Genomic DNA, 15881 nt, shown 5'->3' with positions numbered 1-15881 from the left:
ATTAGCGGCCGGACCGATTGTTGGATCTGTGTCCTCGCGCGATTCGCTCAACACGTCCCTTCGGCATGTGTGTGTGTCCTTTACTGAAGAGTCTTTCACCTGTGAAATGCCTTTAAATTAAGCGTTTGCGTCAGGTGCCTGCCGCTGAACGCGGCCGCCTTCCGACAGGCCGCGTTTTGTGGTATTATTGTTTTTAGATACCCAGAATGAGAGAGATGTGCCTGACCTGCCGGATGCGTTCTTGTGCAACTTGGGCAGTTTTTCTGCGGCTATAGCGTGAGCGCGGATCGCGCGAAGTGATCCGCCTTAGGTGCTTTTGTCGTTGTTGTGTCGGCCGGCCAGCCGACGAAGTGCAAGGAAAGACCTGTATGACCAAATCGAAGAAGCTCGAATTCCGCCCTAATGATTATGTGGTATACCCGGCCCATGGTGTCGGGCAGATCATCTCGATCGAGGAGCAGGAAGTGGCCGGCTTTGCGCTGGAGCTTTTCGTGATCACCTTTGAAAAAGACAAGATGACGCTGCGTGTGCCGACCAACAAGGCGGTCGAAGTGGGCATGCGCTCGCTCAGCTCGCCCGATGTCATTAGCCAGGCCATGAAAACCCTCAAGGGCAAGGCCAAGGTCAAGCGGGCCATGTGGTCGCGCCGTGCCCAGGAGTACGAGCAAAAGATCAACTCGGGCGACCTTATTGCCATCGCGGAAGTGGTGCGCGACTTGCATCGTACCGATGATCAGCGCGAACAGAGTTACTCCGAGCGTCAGCTCTATGAAGCCGCGCTGGAGCGTCTGACCCGCGAGGTTGCGGCGGTATCGGACGGGGATGAGATCTCCGCCGCCAAACAGGTGGATGAGGTCCTGACCTCGCGCGCGGCCTAAATCAGCGCTAAGACTTTTGAAACAGGGGTCGTGCCGGGAACTGCGCGGCCCTTTGTCGTGCTGGTCCCTGCGTCTTGAAAGACCAATCCCATGCTAAAGCTGAAATCGCGCCTCGCCGCGCTGTATGAGGGCACATCAAGAGGTGCCGTGCGCTTTCGCTACAGCGTCATTACCTTTGATGCGCTCACCATTCTGTTCTTTATCGCCACGGCTCATGTGGAACACGGGCTGCTGCTGATTGCGATCAGCCAGCTGCTGGGCGTGATTATCGGTATGGACCTGACCGCGCGGCTGTGGATCGCCAAGAACCGCAAGGCCTTCTTCTGGCAGGTCTACACTCTGGCCGACGTTGTGGTCATCGTGACCCTTCTGCTCGATCCCTTGTTTTCGGGCAGTCTCGCCTTTTTGCGGATCTTGCGGGCTTTGCGCCTGATCCATTCCTACCATTTGCTCCGGGATCTGCGGCGAGACAGCACCTTCTTTCGCCGCAACGAGGATGCGCTGTTGGCGGGGATCAACTTGTTCGTGTTTATCTTTGCCACCACGATGGCGGTGCTGATCTTTTTTATTGATGAAACCCAGACCCAGTCGCCTTACATCGATGCGCTCTACTTTACCGTCGCCACGCTGACCACGACCGGTTTTGGTGACATCACCATGGCATCGCCTGCAGGCAAGATGTTCTCGGTCTTTGTCATGGTTGTCGGGGTGGCGCTCTTCGTGCGGTTGGCACAAGCGATCTTTCAGCCGCAGAAGGTGCGTTATACCTGCCCGACCTGTGGTCTGACCCGCCATGACATAGATGCGGTGCACTGCAAGCACTGCGGGGAGCAACTAAAAATCCTGACAGGCGGCGTCGACTGAACCGTCAGAGGGCCAGCAACGCCAACAGGCCGGCGATCTCGCAGATCTGCTGTGTCGCGCCCAGAGTGTCGCCTGTTTGTCCCCTGATCTTGGCACGAGCAAGGGCTGCCATTCCTAGCGTCGCCGCAAGCATCGCTAGGGCTGCACAAAAAAGGGCGACAGGCCCCAGGACCGGCATCGAGATGCCCAGCGCGATTCCAGCGCCAAGGATCACAGGATTTTTTCCGGGGCGGCCAACCCCGTGGGACAGTCCCGCCTGCCGTGCGTTTGGAAGGGCATACATCAAAGTCGGCATTGCCGCGCGGCTGAGGGCGGCCAGTGCCAGCAAAGGCCACGGGCCGAGGGCCTCCAGAAGCGTGGCAAAGGCTGTCCAGCGCAGTCCCAGCCCCAGGATCAGCGCCAGAACACCATAGGTACCAATCTGACTGTCCTTCATGATCTCGAGCCGACGCGCAGTGTCAAATCCGCCCCAGAACCCATCTGCGGTATCAGCCAGCCCGTCCTCGTGCATGGCGCCGGTGAGTAGGATCTGCACGGCCAAGGCCAGCCCGGCCGCAACCATATGGGGCAGGCCGAGGCTCAGGGCGAGCGAAGCCACAAGGCAGGCGGGCAGCGCAACGGCAAGGCCTGCTACGGGAAAGGCCCAGACCGCAGAGGATTGCCGTTTGAAGGCCGCTTTTGGCAGATGCGGCAGTGGCAGGCGGGTCAAAAGAACCAGCGCTAAAAGGATATCGGCGGCGCGGATGTCGTATTTTCGCATTTGCGGGCCTCTTGCGGGACTTGCGGCGCGGGGGCGAGCGGTTAAACAGGTGCGCAACCGCTTTACCCGCGTCACGCCAACCTTTGCAACGAGGCTGATCCATGCTGCCCCAGATATCTTCCCTTGATGACTTTCGTGCCCAGCTCAATGCCGCACCGAATGCCGATGGCGCTGCGGCGGCCGGGGCAGAAGCGCGCAATGGCCAGCTGACCAAACCGCCGGGGGCACTGGGTCGGCTCGAGGATCTGGCGATCTGGTACGCAGGCTGGCGCGGCAGCGAGCGCCCCGAGATCACGGCCCCGCAGGTGATCGTCTTTGCGGGCAACCATGGCGTCACCGCGCAAGGGGTGTCTGCCTTCCCGGCCGAGGTGACGGCACAGATGGTGCTGAACTTTGATCATGGCGGGGCGGCGATCAACCAACTGGCCAAACTGGCCGGGGCCCGCATGGATGTGCACGCTCTGGATCTGGATCGCCCCACGCAGGATTTCACCAAAGCCCCGGCGATGAGCAAGGATGAACTGTTGTCCTCCCTGCAAACCGGCTGGAATGCCGTTGATCCAGAGGCCGATCTTCTGGTGGTGGGCGAGATGGGCATTGGTAATACCACCGCCGCTGCCGCACTTGCCTGCGCGCTGTTCGGGGGCGAGGCCGCGGACTGGACTGGCCGGGGCACCGGCGTCGACGATGCGGGGCTGGCGAACAAGGCCCGCGTCGTGGCAGAGGGCGTCGCCCTGCATGGGGCCGATATCAAGGATGGGCTTGATGCGCTGATGCGTCTTGGCGGGCGCGAGATTGCCGCCATGGCGGGCGCGATAGCCGCTGCGCGGGTGTTGCGTATCCCAGTGATTCTGGACGGCTATATCTGCTGCGCGGCCGCCGCCTGTTTGATGAAAATCGCTGGGGGCGCGCTGGATCACGCCGTTGCGGGCCACAAGGGGGCGGAGGCGGCCCATTTCGCGCTGCTCGAGAAACTGGGAAAAGAGCCGCTTTTGACACTGGGCCTGCGCCTTGGCGAAGGGTCAGGGGCCGCACTGGCGATCCAGATCCTGAAAGGCGCAATTGCCTGTCACAGTGGCATGGCGACCTTTGCCGAAGCAGGGGTTTCGGACGGCTGAGCGGGCTGGGGCCGGGATCAGGAGGATTTGTGGTCCTTCTGCTCGGCCAGCTCCAAAAGGGCCGTTTCCAGATCCTTTTCCAGCTCACGCGCCCGTTTGATATAGGCCGGGTTCTCGCTGGCTGGTTTGCCGGGGATCCAGTGTTTGGCGAGTTCGCGGATGGTCAGGCGGTCATGGGCATAGAAAGTCTGTTCCGCCTGTGCAGCCTCGTATTCGCTGAGGCCGATCCGCTCCAAAACATAGCGACCGGCACGTAGCGAGCTGTCGAACATTTCGCGGACGATGTCATTTGCGCCGGCCTGGTACAGTTCGAACACGTGGTGGCGGTCATAGGCGCGGGCGATGATGTGAATGTCCGGATAGTTGCGGCGCACGTATTCCACAAGTTTCACGGTGTTTTCCGGATCATCCAGCGCCACCACCAGGATTCGGGCTTTGGCGATCCCGGCGGCTTTCAGAAGCTCAGGCCGCGTCGGATCACCGAGGAAGCTCTTCACGCCAAAGCGGCGCATCAGTTGCACTGCTTCCATATCGTTGTCCAGCAGGACCGTCTTGAAGCCGCTGGCTCGCACCAGACGGTTCACGATCTGCCCAAAACGGCCAATTCCGGCAATGATCACTGGGCCTTGCTCGTCGATCTTGTCCGGTTCCTCATCCGCGGTGCGCGGGTCTGTCACGCGCTTGGACAAGAGGTCATAGAGAATGAACAGCAGTGGCGTGATGAGCATCGACAGCGCAATGATCAGCAGAAGTTTTTCTGACAGGGCTGCAGGGATGACGTTGAGCTGCCTTGAGAAAGCCAGAAGGACGAAACCGAACTCCCCGGCCTGGGCCAGGCTCAGGGTGAACAGCCAATGGGCACGTTTGCGCAGGCCAAAGGCACGGCCAACAAAGAACAGCACCAGTCCCTTGGCCACGATCACCAGCAAGGCCAGTCCGATCAGATCGCCGGGGCTAGCAAGGAACAGACGGTAATTGATCCCGGCACCAACGGTTATGAAGAAGAGGCCAAGCAAGAGCCCCTTGAAGGGGTTGAGGTCGCTCTCCAACTCATGCCGGAACTCCGAGTTGGCCAGAACCACACCAGCCAGAAAAGCACCGAGCGCGGGCGAAAGTCCGACCAGCGTCATCAGGAAAGAAATTCCGACAACGATCAAAAGGGCCAGGGCTGTATACATCTCGCGCAGGTTAGAGGCGTGGATGAAGCGGAACAGCGGGCGCGTCAGGTAGATGCCCGCCAGAATGATGAATGCAATGGCACCAATGGTAATCAGGGTCACCGCCCAGCCGGGCATGCCTTCGACGAGCGACAGCGATCCGTGTCCGCCGCCATGCGCGGCCTCCTCGCCGCGCCGGATGGATCCGTCATTGCCGATTTGAGGGCCCAGCCCGGTCGCAAGCAGCGGCAGGAAGGCCAGGATCGGGATCACCGCGATATCCTGTGTCAGCAGCACCGAAAAGGACGCCCGCCCGCCGCCGGTCTGCATGAGACCCTTTTCCGAGAGGGTTTGCAGCACGATCGCGGTTGAGGACAGAGATAGGGCGAGGCCAATTGCAAGGCTGACCTGCCAGGTTTGGCCCGCCACCATCGCGGCGCCCATCAGGGCCAGGGTGCTGAACAGGATCTGAAGGCCACCAAGGCCCAGCAGCTTGTGCCGCATCGCCCAAAGCGCGCGCGGCTCCAGCTCCAGCCCGATCAGAAACAGCATCATCACAACGCCGAATTCGGCGAAATGCTGCAGGTCTTGCGTCTCAGATCCGACCAGACCGAAGACCGGCCCGATCAGAATGCCGGCGGCGAGGTAGCCAAGCACCGACCCAAGGCCGAGGCGCGCGGCGATTGGCACAGCGATGACTGCGGCCGCAAGATAGATCGAGGCTTGATAGAGAAACGTGTCCATACTGTTGGTATCGCAAGCGTCGGCGGTCTTGGCAACGCAATTGGGCGCGCCTCCGCCGGTGCGTGTGCGGATGTCACAATACTGTTTCGGCAGTGGGCGCTGTTGTTACTTTTCGTGAATGCGAATGTCGCCGGACAGCTTTTCGATCCGCTCCAGCCTTTCGGAAATGCGGCGCTGGAAGACACCAAGCTGATCGATGATGTCAGACAGGGTTTCGCCCGATTCGGGCAGGCGCGCGCTCTCGATCTTGCACAGTACGCGTGTGGAGCTGAGGCCCAGGAACTGACGGTGCATGACCTGACAGGCGTGCATGATGCGATCGGCTTCGTGGTTCACGTCTTCCTGGCCCTTGCGGCCGCGCGCCAGCAGATCGGCCACCATCTGTTTCAGAACAGCGCGTTCATGGGCCATGTCGATGCCTTCAATGGCGCGGCGTTCCATGCTGAGCTGATCGTCGCACTCCTTGAGGATGCGGGTTGTGCATTGCACCATAAGGCTGGTGTTCACCGTCGATTTGATGGTGGCAAAGGTGCTGTTGTCGCCCATGACATGGGCCGCAAACCAATCCGACATCTCACGCGACATGGCGCCATAGTTCTGGGACAGCACGGTAACCGGCCCGCCTGCAGGCTCGATGCGGGATGCAATGACACGCAGATTGTGCGGGATGGTGTGCATCGCGTCGAAATCCTTGACCAGACCCTCGGTCTGTTCGACTAGGGTTTGCGCGCTGTTGAGCATTTCAGCCAGAGAAAGAAGGGTTTCATCCTCCGGGTTGCCGAGCGCGGCATCACGGCACTTGAACTCTTCGCACAGGGCATGGGCGCAGAACTGATCGTAATCTTCAAAACCTTTGCTGCGTATCCACTCCATCATCATGGCCGCGCTTTCCTCGGGCGAAAGACCCTCCTGCTGCTCGGCAAGCAGCATGGTTTCGTAGGATTTGCGCACGTCTTCGAACAGTGGGCTGGACGGTTTTATACGCGCTGACAGATAGCCATCCTTGTAGGGGACGACGACAGCGAAAACCCAGTAATGCAAGCCATCCTTGGCCTGGTTCTTGACGTAAGCGCCGATGGTCTTGCCGGCCTGGATGGTTTCCCAGAACATATGAAAAACACCGCGCGGCATGTCTGGGTGGCGGATCAGCTTGTGCGGCGCACCAATCAGTTCTGACCAATCGAAGTGGGCGACACGTTTGAAAATATAGTTCCCGGCCTGGATGACACCCCGTTTGTCCGTGCGGGAGAAGAAAACCTCATTCAGTTTGAATGGAGCTTCACCGCTGGAGGGGCGGGATTCAAGACGGCGATCGACAAATGACATAGGTGTCCCCAGAATTAGGCATGCGCCCTGCATCAATATCTGGAGAATCTTCCTGTATCGTTAAGTGGGCAGCGGTGCGTCGCGCTTTAATTGGGCCATGACAATCTGGCTTTGCACGCGGGCAACTGCAGGATGTGTGAGCAATACTTCGTGGATCAGAGTGTTGAGCGCCTGGAGGTCGCGACAGTAGACGCGCAGCAGGTAGTCTGCCTCGCCGGTCATGGTCCAGGCCGACGTGATCTCGGCCCGCGTGCTGACAAGCCGGGCAAAGCTGGCCGATTGCTCCGGCCCGTGACTGCCCAGGTGAACCTGCACGAAGCCTTGAACGCTCAACCCCAGTTTCGCCGCGTCCAGCCGGGCCGCATATCCTTGAATGTAACCTTCGGCTTCAAGGCGCTGTCGCCTGCGCCCGGCTTGGCTGGCCGAGAGGTTCAACAGCTCTCCCAGCTCTTGTGCGGTAAGGTGGGCATCCTTTTGCAAGGCAGCCAGCAGTCGAGTGTCGGTGGAATCGAGCACGTGCGGAACTTTCCTGTAATTTCGCCATTTGGCGCGGGATATACGCATACTTTCTTATCATGCTGTGGGAATACGCGCAAATATTGCGTTTGGAATGCGGTACGCTCGGGATCAGAAACGAAACGCGCAAGCCAGGAGGAGCTCCCATGGGTCCGTTCCCGCACAATGCCCCGAAATCCGTTATCAGCGAAGAGAACCCCGCAGGCACCGACGGGTTCGAATTTGTAGAATTCGCAAGCCCCGAGCCGCAGGAGCTGCGCGATCTCTTCACCAAGATGGGCTATGAGCTGGTGGGGCGTCACAAGACCAAGCCGGGGATCGAGCTGTGGCAGCAGGGCGACATCACCTATATCCTGAATGCTGAAAAGGGCAGCTTTGCCGAAAAATTCGTTGAAGAGCACGGCCCCTGCGCCCCGTCCATGGGCTGGCGCGTAGTGGATGCGCAAAAGGCCTTCGATCACGCCGTTGCCAAGGGCGCCGAGCCCTATGAAGGCAACGACAAGACCATGGATGTGCCCGCGATCAAGGGCATCGGCGGCTCGCTCATCTATTTCATCGACCAGTATTACGAGACCTCGCCCTATAACGAGGAATTCGAGTGGTTGAAACAGTCCAAGCCGCGCGGCGTGGGCTTCTACTACCTCGATCACCTGACCCACAATGTCTACAAGGGCAACATGGACAAGTGGTTCAAGTTCTACGGCGATCTGTTCAACTTCAAGGAAATCCGCTTCTTTGACATCGAGGGCAAATACACGGGTCTTCTGAGCCGTGCGCTGACCTCGCCCTGTGGGCGCATCCGTATCCCGATCAACGAGGATCGCGGGGAGACCGGCCAGATCGTCGCCTATCTCAAGAAATACAAGGGAGAGGGCATCCAGCACATCGCCGTCGGCACCGAGAATATCTACGACTCCACCGATGAGATTTCCGAGCGCGGCATCAAGTTCATGCCCGCGCCGCCGGAAACCTATTATGATCTGAGCCACGACCGCGTGGTGGGCCACGAGGAGCCGCTGGAGCGGATGAAAAAGCATGGCATCCTGATCGATGGCGAAGGCGTCGTGGACGGCGGCGAGACCAAGATCCTGCTTCAGATCTTCTCGAAAACCGTGATCGGCCCGATCTTCTTTGAGTTCATCCAGCGCAAGGGCGACGACGGCTTTGGTGAGGGCAACTTCAAGGCGCTGTTCGAATCCATCGAGCAGGAGCAGATCAACAACGGCGAGATTCAGGCCGCCGAGTGATCCGGTTCAGGTCCGGCTTGGCTCTCACCGGACCCGTGGCAATAAACCGTTTGGTTTGAACGTGGATAGACCGGCTCCTTCGGGGGCCGGTTTTTTGTTGGCGCAGATCGCAGAAAACTCGAATGCCGACAAACGCCTTTGCGCCAGATCAATCACTTGTAAGTTGTAGCCGCTAGTATCGGCTGTGTTTACAATCTTTGATTCTGGAATTTTCGGAAGGGAAGGCGAATGGCCGAACAAACAGGTTTGTCGGGTAGCTGTCTTTGTGGAGCGGTCAAGGTGTCAGCCGTGGCACGCAAGCCAGAGGTGGCCGCCTGTCACTGCGATATGTGCCGCCGCTGGTCGGCTGGCCCGTTCATGGAAGTGACTGGGGAGGAGGTTAAATTTGAAGGGGTAGAAAACATTGGTCTTTACCAGTCGTCTGAATGGGCCGAGCGTGGCTTTTGCAGGCAATGCGGGTCAAACCTGTTCTACCATATCCTTGGAGCCGATGATTATCAGCTGTCGATGGGCTTGCTGCACGACACCTCGGACCTGAAGTTTGCGTTACAGGTGTTCACCGATAGCAAACCTGCGGTTTATGAGTTCGCGAACAAGACAGAGATGATGACCGCAGCAGAGGTCATCGCAGCTTTTGCCCCGCCGCCTGAGGATGCTTCATAGGCTGAGTGAGCAGGGACAACTGGGAAAGAGCGGTTCGAAATACGCGGGCAGGGAACTTCATTGCGATAGCGGTAAACGAAACAGGCGCATCCGGTTTCGCTTGGGACTTTGGCAGCCCCGATGAAGCCCGTGCAGCGGCGATCAGAAGATGCGTGGGAAATGCAGCCGCTCTGCCCAAAGATGGCACCGCACGCGTTGTCGCTGCGAATGAGGCGGCTGTAGTGTACCAGTGCCGCATCGTTGGGGGGCTTTCGATAGACTGATCCGGTGCGAGTGAGCAGAGGAGATGTCGCTCAAGCCGATGCGGCCTGACGATACCAGTATCAGTTACTTCTGCTCCGTGGTAAACTCAATCAATCCGGGATCTTGAGCGTCTCGTTGCGACCGCTTTTCTGATACTGGAGCTGTGCCTCTCCGATGGCAACGACCCGGCCGCCGTCTAGCCGGTCGCCCACCTGTACTTTGCGATACCGCCCGCTGGGCAGGCGCACCAGGGCACGCCGGTCGGCGGCGGTACCGTAGACGCCGATAAGGTTCAGCTTGCGTAGGTTGATGGCGTTGGTGATCGTGGCCTGACGCGACACCGAAGCAGAGCTGGGGATCCGGGGGGTAACGCTCGCGGCTGGCGCTGCGGCTGCAGTCGCCGCTGGCGTAGTGCTACGTTGTGCACGGTCTACGATATTGGCGAAATTTGCGGGGCGCTGGCGTGGATTGAGCGAGGTGGAAACCGCCTGTTCCGTGGCGGGCTGGTTTTCTTCTTCGTCGGTTTTCAGAGTTGCGGGACGCGCGCGGGGGCGAAGACTTGCCAGTTCGGCGCGGCTACGCCCGCCAAGCTGGGAGCGCTCTACCTGTTCGGTCAAATTTGCCGGACGCGCACGTGGGCGCAGCCGTGACAGCGTTTCCAGACGGGCGGCCTCGGCTTCTGCGGCCGCGGCTGCGGCTTCTGCATCGGGATCTTCGCGCGGCGGTGTGGGCGGTGGCACCACGGGGGGGCGGCCAAGATAGACCATTACTCCGTCTGGGTTTACGGTGCCCTCCGGGGTCGCCTCGACCAGACCGCGCTGATCAAGGGCAATGGAACTGCCCGCTGCCGCTGGTGAGCTGACAACGTCCGGCGCGTCGTCCAGTTGTAGATCCGGCTGAGGCGGCAGGGCGACGGCGTCTTGCGACAGGTTGGTGTGGTCGATGGAGGCAACATAGATGTTGTCGAGGTCCACCACGGCGGGCACTTCGGCGATTTGCGGCCCGGCCTGCCAGATCCCTGTTGCTGCATATTGCGCCGCTTGCTCCATCGCGCTGAGTTGCGCGGGCTCGGTTTCAGGTTCGTCAGCAATGCCATCTGCGATGGCTTCCGGGTCAATCGCCGTTTCGGAGGCCGGATCATCAAGACGCGCAAGCTCGGTGTCGGCTTCATCGGGCGCCGCTGGCTCTTCGGGCAGTGCAATCACTCCGGGATCGGGCTGATCCGGGATCGGGCTGACCTGCGGGGCTATGGGGCGGGTGTCGGGGTCGATCAGGGCCAGGGGAGCGGGTGTGGCTTCGCCGACGGGCGCGCTGTCCGAGGGAGCCGGACGCTCGGAAACGGGTTGCTGATCCGGCTCCGGGACAGTGATTGCCTCGTCCGGCACATCTTGCGCAGGGGGAGTGGCTGTTGGCTCTGCCTCAAGACCTTCGGTGACCTCCTGCGTATCGGAGAAGCGCGCGAAAGGCCCGGTTCCGGTCACATAGGCCAGCGCGGCAACGGCAAGCATGAAGATCAGCAAAAGGACGGTCAGGATCAGTCCCATGTTGCGGGGTTTTTCCGCTGTGCGCTGTGGCTTTGAGTTTGCAAAGAAACGGGAAATGCCGCTGGTTGCCGCGGCCAAGGTCGATACGGATTTTTCGTCCTTGGAAGATGGCTTTGCCGGCCCGCCGGAAGTCAGCGGAGGGGCCGCCGGAATTGGGCTGGCAAGAGCGGCGGCAGCCAGGTCTTTTGCCAAAATCTCTTCCTGCGTTTTCAGTGGCGGAGAAGTCTTGGGCGCCTGGCTGTCGGGTTGCTCTTTTTCTTTGCGCGCGGAAAGTCCGGTGTCCGCTCCGGCGGCCGGCGGTGTCCTTGACGCACCAGCGAGCGCTGGCGACGGCGTCTTCGAGGCTTCACCCCGACGGCGACGTGTGCTGAAGCCAAGGGCGGGGGTGATGTCCTCAGCCGGACCCACATCCAGCGTTTCTTCTGTACCAAGCGAGGCGGTTGCGGTGTCCGCGCTCAGGGTTAGTCCGCCCTTGGGGCGAGCCGGTTCGCGCTCAGTGCGGTCCTCGGCGGGTTGATCCGTTGTACCTTTCTGCGGGGCAGGCTTTTCAGCCGGTTTGGCTTCAGGCTCTGTCTTGCGAGTACTCGGCGCAGGGGCAGGGGGGATTTTTGCCTTGGGCTGTTCCGCAGGACCGACATCGACAACGGCGATCCCGTCAGGCTCGATCGGGCTTTCGCCGATCGCCTTGGCGGGGCCAAAGAACGGCTCTCCCAAGAAATCCATGTCGCCCGGAATCGCAACGAAGCAGGCAGGGGTAAAACCGTGATCGACGGCGAAGCCCTCGGCTTCGGCAAGGGTTTCTCGAGCGACGGCGGCAATATGGGTCCGTGTGCCATCCTCCGAAATGTCAAAGGCCAGATCGGTAACTGCGTAGGGCGTGGCCCCTTCCAGCGCCTCAGCCGCCAGTGCGCGGCGCTCCCGCGGATCGGCCATGCCGGTTTCGATGGTCAGGTAACGGATCTGATCGTTCGGGATCACCAGCTTGCAGCAATCCGGCTCGCTCAGCTCCAGCGCGTCACCCTTCTTGCGCAGTGCCTCAAGCGCCCCCTTGAGGTCGGAATGATCCAGCGTCACCATACCTATGTTGCGCCATCCCCCGGCAGCGCGATGCAGGTAGGTGATACCGTCAGAAGACAGCGAAAGAGCAAACCCCGGTTTCATTGTGCGGTCAAACCATCCAAGTTCCTGTTGCCCGGACCGCGTTGTGCCCGATTGGCCTTGTGTGCAGACTTTAAAGCAGGAGTTTGCCGAGTAAAAGGAAAAGACAGAAACTGCTCTTGTCTGCGGCAAGGAAGCGCCCCCATTTTGGATTGGCAAAAGGAGGCAGTGCCCATGAATGCGAAAATGACAGCAATACTGAATATGAGGGCCGTTGTGGCGTCACTGGCCCTCATGGCCTGCACAGCGGCGCCGGTCCTGGCAGAGCAGGTTCTGCCACTGCGCCAGATTACGGTCACGGGCGACGCGCGTACAGAGGTTGCGCCGGACCGGGCCAGTATCACCCTTGGTGTGACGGTTGAGGCGGAAAGCGCGGCAGAAGCGATGCGCACTGTTTCGCAGGACATGGCGGCGGTGATTGACCGTCTGGCCGCAGGCGGTATCGCCCCCGAGGACATGCAGACCCAGCGCATTTCGGTGGATCCGGTCTGGAGTGGGGGGCGCTATGACAACGGATCCGGCAAGCGCGTGATTACGGGTTTTGTGGCTTCAAACACGCTTTTGGTGCGGGTGCGTGACCTCGGGAACCTTGGAGCAATCCTGGACGACGTGCTGGATGCGGGCGCCAATGAGTTTCGAGGCCTCAGCTTTGGCGTTGCGGACCGCGCGGCGGTGCTGGATCAGATCAGGGGCGATGCGGTGCGCGACGCGATCCGAAAGGCGCGCCAACTGGCCGAAGCCGCTGATATGACCCTTGGCCCGGTGCGTTCCATTAGTGAGCATGGCGGGGGCGGCGGGGTGCCGATGATGGCCATGGAAATGGCGCGCTCGGGCGACGTTCCTGTACAGGCGGGCAGCCTGTCGTTTGAACACAGCGTCACGGTCGTCTTTGACCTTCTGGAGCCGACGTCAGAGTAAAACCCATTTGGGCGAACGGAAAAAGGCCGGGGCAACCCCCGGCCTTTGGTGTTTTGTCTGATAAAGAACTTAGCCGCAGGCTTTGCTTAGGGCCTGATCCAGATCGGCAATCAGATCGTCCGCATCCTCGATCCCGATCGAAATGCGCACCACATTGGGGCCTGCGCCAGCCGCTTCCTGCTGCTCGGGTGTCAGCTGGCGGTGGGTGGTGGAGGCCGAGTGGATGATCAGCGAGCGGGTATCGCCGAGGTTCGCCACATGAGAGAAGATCTCAAGCGCATCCACCAGTTTGATGCAGGCGTCATAGCCGCCCTTGACCGCAAAGGTGAACAAGCCGCTGGTGCCCTTGGGGTAGCAGGCTTGGGCGCGTTCGTAGTAGGGCGAAGAGGGAAGACCGGCGTATGTCACGTAATCTACGCGGGCGTCCTGCTCCAGCCAGCTTGCCACTTTCATCGCGTTTTCGCAGTGGCGCTGCATGCGCAGGGACAGGGTTTCGATGCCCATCAAGGTGTAATGGGCGGCCTGCGGGTTCATGGTCATGCCCAGATCGCGCAGACCGATTGCGATACCGTGGAAGGTAAACGCGAGGGATCCGAAGGTCTCGTGGAACTTGAGGCCGTGATAGGCAGGTTCGGGTGCGGAGAGGGACGGGAACTTGTCTGAGGCCGACCAGTCGAAGTTGCCCGAATCGATCACCACGCCGCCGGTCACGGTACCATTGCCGGTGAGGTACTTGGTGGTGGAGTGCACAACCAGCGTGGCGCCCTGGGCAATCGGGTTGCACAGGTAGGGGGTTGCGGTGGTGTTGTCCACGATCAGGGGCAAACCTGCGGCATCGGCGACATCGGCGATGGCGCGGATATCGGTGACATAGCCGCCGGGGTTTGCGATGGATTCGCAGAACACTGCGCGAGTATTTTCATCAATGGCATCGCGCACCGCGTCCAGATCGTCTGTATCCACGAACTTGGCCGACCAACCAAAGCGTTTGATGGTCTGGCTGAACTGGGTGACGGTGCCGCCATAAAGACGGGTCGAGGCCACCACATTGCAGCCTGGTGCCATCAGCGGGAACAGCGCCATGATCTGCGCTGCGTGGCCGGAGGAGCAGCAGACCGCACCGACGCCGCCTTCGAGCGTGGCCAGGCGTTCCTGCAGGACCGCAACCGTGGGGTTGGTCAGGCGCGAGTAGATGTAGCCGACCTCCTGAAGGTTGAAGAGCGCAGCCGCGTGGTCGGCGTCTCGGAACACATAGGAGGTGGTCTGGTAGATCGGTGTCTGGCGGGCACCAGTGGCCGGATCGGGCCGGGCACCGGCGTGAATTTGCAGCGTGTCAAAACCATAGCTGGGCGCTTCGGTCATTGGTCTCTCTCCCTAAGGTCATTTCTTGCCACAGGTGTACGGCAGGTGGGCGCGCCAGACAACGTGCTCGATCGAATTCGGAACAGCCTACCCCCGGCGTTGCGGGTTTGGGGGAAATCGTTCCACCACCGGTCGAGGCTGCACAGCCGCAGCCTGCTAGGAAACGTGCAGCGGGCGAACAGCCGGAGCGTGCCTGGGTCGTATCCATATGGCTTTGCGAGCAAAAATAGAGGCGTTTATGGAGGCCTTCTGTGCGCCTCATCGCGTCTGATACTGGCGATCCCTGAAGGACTCGAACCCTCAACCTGCTGATTAGAAGTCAGCTGCTCTATCCAGTTGAGCTAAGGGACCGCTGCGTTCCAGTTACGACACCGGCGACCGAAGGGTCAAGGCGCCGCGCGCAGGTCCAGATGCATAAAGGTGGACCAGGGATCCTCGGAATAGTCGCCGAAGGGTGCGCATTCCTTGAAACCGTAGGATTCGTAGAGTTTGCGCGCGGGCAGGAAATCGGGGGTGGAGCCTGTTTCAAGGTAAATCCCAGCAGCGTGCTCGCAGCGGGCAAGATGCAAAAGATACTCCAGCATGGCACGACCTGCGCCGCTGCCGCGCGCCGCGGCCAGAGTGTGCATCGATTTCAGTTCGAACGCGTCGCCCTGCAAACGCTTCAGCGCTCCCATAGCCAGCGCGCTGCCGTCGCGGCGCAACAGAAAGAATGCGACTGACGGATCTTCTAGGTCGCTGCCGTCCATCGCGTGGCAGCTTTCTTGCGGCGATTGGGCCGCCATTTGGTCCAGGTGGCGACGGATTAGGCCTGCAGCCTCAGGATCACTGGGGCTTGCTGGTGCGATCTGGAATTCCGTCATCGCGGACCTCAATGGGTCCAGGGACCGCGGCGGTTTGTTGCAAAGTTGTCTCCGTAACCACCGGGGCGGATATTGGCTTTGCGCACCTTGGGTTCGATCACTTCGGCTTCGATGCCGTGATCCTTGGCGTATTCGAGCGCTTCTTCCTTGCTGTCGAAACGCAGGCGGACCTGGCTTTGGGTATCGGCCGAGGAGGTCCAGCCCATCAGGGGATCGACTTCACGCGCACTGGCCTGTGCAAATTCCAGAACCCACTTGCGGGTCTTGGCCATACCGGAGGTCATGGCGTTTCTCGCTGGCCGGTAAATACGCGCTTGCATCGCAGTCTCCTGTTCATCCGCTACCGCATATATGCGACGATCGGCGCGCTGCGGCAAGATCGATTTAGTCATGTGTTTGAGACAAACATGACCAAGATACGCTCTGCGCCTGCGTTGCAACACTTGCTGAAACAGCGGTGTCGCAGGGCAAGTGCGTAGGGTGGGAAAGGCAGGGCCTGGGCAAGCCCTCCCCGCTGTGC

14 protein-coding genes and 1 tRNA gene are annotated in these 15881 nt (G+C 60.4%); 6 read left to right on the top strand and 9 right to left on the bottom strand.

Annotated features, from left to right (window positions below):
* Positions 1-368: 368 nt before the first annotated feature.
* A complete protein-coding gene (locus tag INS80_RS01700) occupies positions 369-878 on the top strand; it encodes a CarD family transcriptional regulator (protein ID WP_192963880.1) in 510 nt (169 codons plus the stop codon).
* Positions 879-968: 90 nt separating this feature from the next.
* Positions 969-1742, top strand: a complete 774-nt coding sequence (locus INS80_RS01695; RefSeq protein WP_192963879.1) for an ion channel — start codon at positions 969-971, stop codon at positions 1740-1742.
* Between the two features lie 4 nt (positions 1743-1746).
* Here the strand turns inward: INS80_RS01695 and INS80_RS01690 are convergent, their stop codons facing one another.
* Positions 1747-2502 (bottom strand): adenosylcobinamide-GDP ribazoletransferase, encoded by a 756-nt coding sequence (locus INS80_RS01690; protein ID WP_192963878.1) that lies wholly within the window; start codon positions 2500-2502, stop codon positions 1747-1749.
* Positions 2503-2603: 101 nt separating this feature from the next.
* On the opposite strand from INS80_RS01690, the gene cobT reads away from it, so the two are divergent.
* The gene (gene cobT / locus INS80_RS01685) at positions 2604-3620 is read left to right on the top strand and encodes a nicotinate-nucleotide--dimethylbenzimidazole phosphoribosyltransferase (RefSeq protein ID WP_192963877.1); all 1017 of its coding nucleotides are present in this window, start codon (positions 2604-2606) and stop codon (positions 3618-3620) included.
* A 17-nt stretch (positions 3621-3637) separates the two neighbouring features.
* On the opposite strand, the gene INS80_RS01680 is transcribed toward cobT, so the two are convergent.
* The 3 genes from INS80_RS01680 to INS80_RS01670 form a co-directional block, all read right to left on the bottom strand.
* Positions 3638-5521, bottom strand: coding sequence for a monovalent cation:proton antiporter-2 (CPA2) family protein (locus tag INS80_RS01680; protein ID WP_192963876.1), 1884 nt, complete (start codon positions 5519-5521; stop codon positions 3638-3640).
* 105 nt (positions 5522-5626) lie between these two features.
* Entirely contained in the window at positions 5627-6847 is a 1221-nt protein-coding gene (locus INS80_RS01675) for a PAS domain-containing protein (RefSeq protein ID WP_192963875.1), read from the bottom strand.
* A gap of 60 nt (positions 6848-6907) precedes the next feature.
* On the bottom strand, positions 6908-7363 hold the full coding sequence (locus INS80_RS01670; RefSeq protein WP_192963874.1) for an Lrp/AsnC family transcriptional regulator: 456 nt from the start codon (positions 7361-7363) through the stop codon (positions 6908-6910).
* Positions 7364-7509: 146 nt separating this feature from the next.
* On the opposite strand from INS80_RS01670, the gene hppD reads away from it, so the two are divergent.
* Both hppD and INS80_RS01660 read left to right on the top strand, forming a co-directional pair.
* A complete protein-coding gene (gene hppD / locus INS80_RS01665; RefSeq protein WP_192963873.1) occupies positions 7510-8610 on the top strand; it encodes a 4-hydroxyphenylpyruvate dioxygenase in 1101 nt (366 codons plus the stop codon).
* Positions 8611-8838: 228 nt separating this feature from the next.
* A complete protein-coding gene (locus INS80_RS01660; RefSeq protein WP_192963872.1) occupies positions 8839-9273 on the top strand; it encodes a GFA family protein in 435 nt (144 codons plus the stop codon).
* A 353-nt stretch (positions 9274-9626) separates the two neighbouring features.
* Here INS80_RS01660 and INS80_RS01655 read toward each other — a convergent pair whose 3' ends face one another.
* Positions 9627-12221, bottom strand: a complete 2595-nt coding sequence (locus tag INS80_RS01655; RefSeq protein ID WP_192963871.1) for a hypothetical protein — start codon at positions 12219-12221, stop codon at positions 9627-9629.
* Positions 12222-12404: 183 nt separating this feature from the next.
* On the opposite strand from INS80_RS01655, the gene INS80_RS01650 reads away from it, so the two are divergent.
* Positions 12405-13136 (top strand): SIMPL domain-containing protein, encoded by a 732-nt coding sequence (locus INS80_RS01650; protein ID WP_226892531.1) that lies wholly within the window; start codon positions 12405-12407, stop codon positions 13134-13136.
* 69 nt (positions 13137-13205) lie between these two features.
* Here INS80_RS01650 and INS80_RS01645 read toward each other — a convergent pair whose 3' ends face one another.
* From INS80_RS01645 to INS80_RS01630, 4 genes are all read right to left on the bottom strand, one after another.
* A complete protein-coding gene (locus INS80_RS01645; protein WP_192963870.1) occupies positions 13206-14498 on the bottom strand; it encodes an O-acetylhomoserine aminocarboxypropyltransferase/cysteine synthase family protein in 1293 nt (430 codons plus the stop codon).
* Positions 14499-14772: 274 nt separating this feature from the next.
* Positions 14773-14849, bottom strand: a tRNA-Arg gene (locus INS80_RS01640).
* Positions 14850-14884: 35 nt separating this feature from the next.
* The gene (locus INS80_RS01635; protein WP_192963869.1) at positions 14885-15361 is read right to left on the bottom strand and encodes a GNAT family N-acetyltransferase; all 477 of its coding nucleotides are present in this window, start codon (positions 15359-15361) and stop codon (positions 14885-14887) included.
* Positions 15362-15369: 8 nt separating this feature from the next.
* On the bottom strand, positions 15370-15681 hold the full coding sequence (locus tag INS80_RS01630; RefSeq protein ID WP_192967149.1) for an ETC complex I subunit: 312 nt from the start codon (positions 15679-15681) through the stop codon (positions 15370-15372).
* Between the last annotated feature and the right edge of the window lie 200 nt (positions 15682-15881).

This window comes from Phycobacter azelaicus, assembly GCF_014884385.1.
Taxonomy (GTDB): domain Bacteria; phylum Pseudomonadota; class Alphaproteobacteria; order Rhodobacterales; family Rhodobacteraceae; genus Phycobacter; species Phycobacter azelaicus.
Note: the sequence above shows the minus strand (reverse complement) of the source record. Positions and strands in the feature narration are given on the sequence as shown.

What these genes read in the sequence shown, in the direction of transcription:
- INS80_RS01700 (WP_192963880.1), top strand. Translation starts at nt 369, where the DNA reads ATGACCAAATCGAAGAAGCTCGAATTCCGCCCTAATGATTATGTGGTA.
- INS80_RS01695 (WP_192963879.1), top strand. Translation starts at nt 969, where the DNA reads ATGCTAAAGCTGAAATCGCGCCTCGCCGCGCTGTATGAGGGCACATCA.
- INS80_RS01690 (WP_192963878.1), bottom strand. Translation starts at nt 2,502, where the DNA reads ATGCGAAAATACGACATCCGCGCCGCCGATATCCTTTTAGCGCTGGTT.
- cobT (WP_192963877.1), top strand. Translation starts at nt 2,604, where the DNA reads ATGCTGCCCCAGATATCTTCCCTTGATGACTTTCGTGCCCAGCTCAAT.
- INS80_RS01680 (WP_192963876.1), bottom strand. Translation starts at nt 5,521, where the DNA reads ATGGACACGTTTCTCTATCAAGCCTCGATCTATCTTGCGGCCGCAGTC.
- INS80_RS01675 (WP_192963875.1), bottom strand. Translation starts at nt 6,847, where the DNA reads ATGTCATTTGTCGATCGCCGTCTTGAATCCCGCCCCTCCAGCGGTGAA.
- hppD (WP_192963873.1), top strand. Translation starts at nt 7,510, where the DNA reads ATGGGTCCGTTCCCGCACAATGCCCCGAAATCCGTTATCAGCGAAGAG.
- INS80_RS01660 (WP_192963872.1), top strand. Translation starts at nt 8,839, where the DNA reads ATGGCCGAACAAACAGGTTTGTCGGGTAGCTGTCTTTGTGGAGCGGTC.
- INS80_RS01655 (WP_192963871.1), bottom strand. Translation starts at nt 12,221, where the DNA reads ATGAAACCGGGGTTTGCTCTTTCGCTGTCTTCTGACGGTATCACCTAC.
- INS80_RS01650 (WP_226892531.1), top strand. Translation starts at nt 12,405, where the DNA reads ATGACAGCAATACTGAATATGAGGGCCGTTGTGGCGTCACTGGCCCTC.
- INS80_RS01645 (WP_192963870.1), bottom strand. Translation starts at nt 14,498, where the DNA reads ATGACCGAAGCGCCCAGCTATGGTTTTGACACGCTGCAAATTCACGCC.
- INS80_RS01635 (WP_192963869.1), bottom strand. Translation starts at nt 15,361, where the DNA reads ATGACGGAATTCCAGATCGCACCAGCAAGCCCCAGTGATCCTGAGGCT.
- INS80_RS01630 (WP_192967149.1), bottom strand. Translation starts at nt 15,681, where the DNA reads ATGCAAGCGCGTATTTACCGGCCAGCGAGAAACGCCATGACCTCCGGT.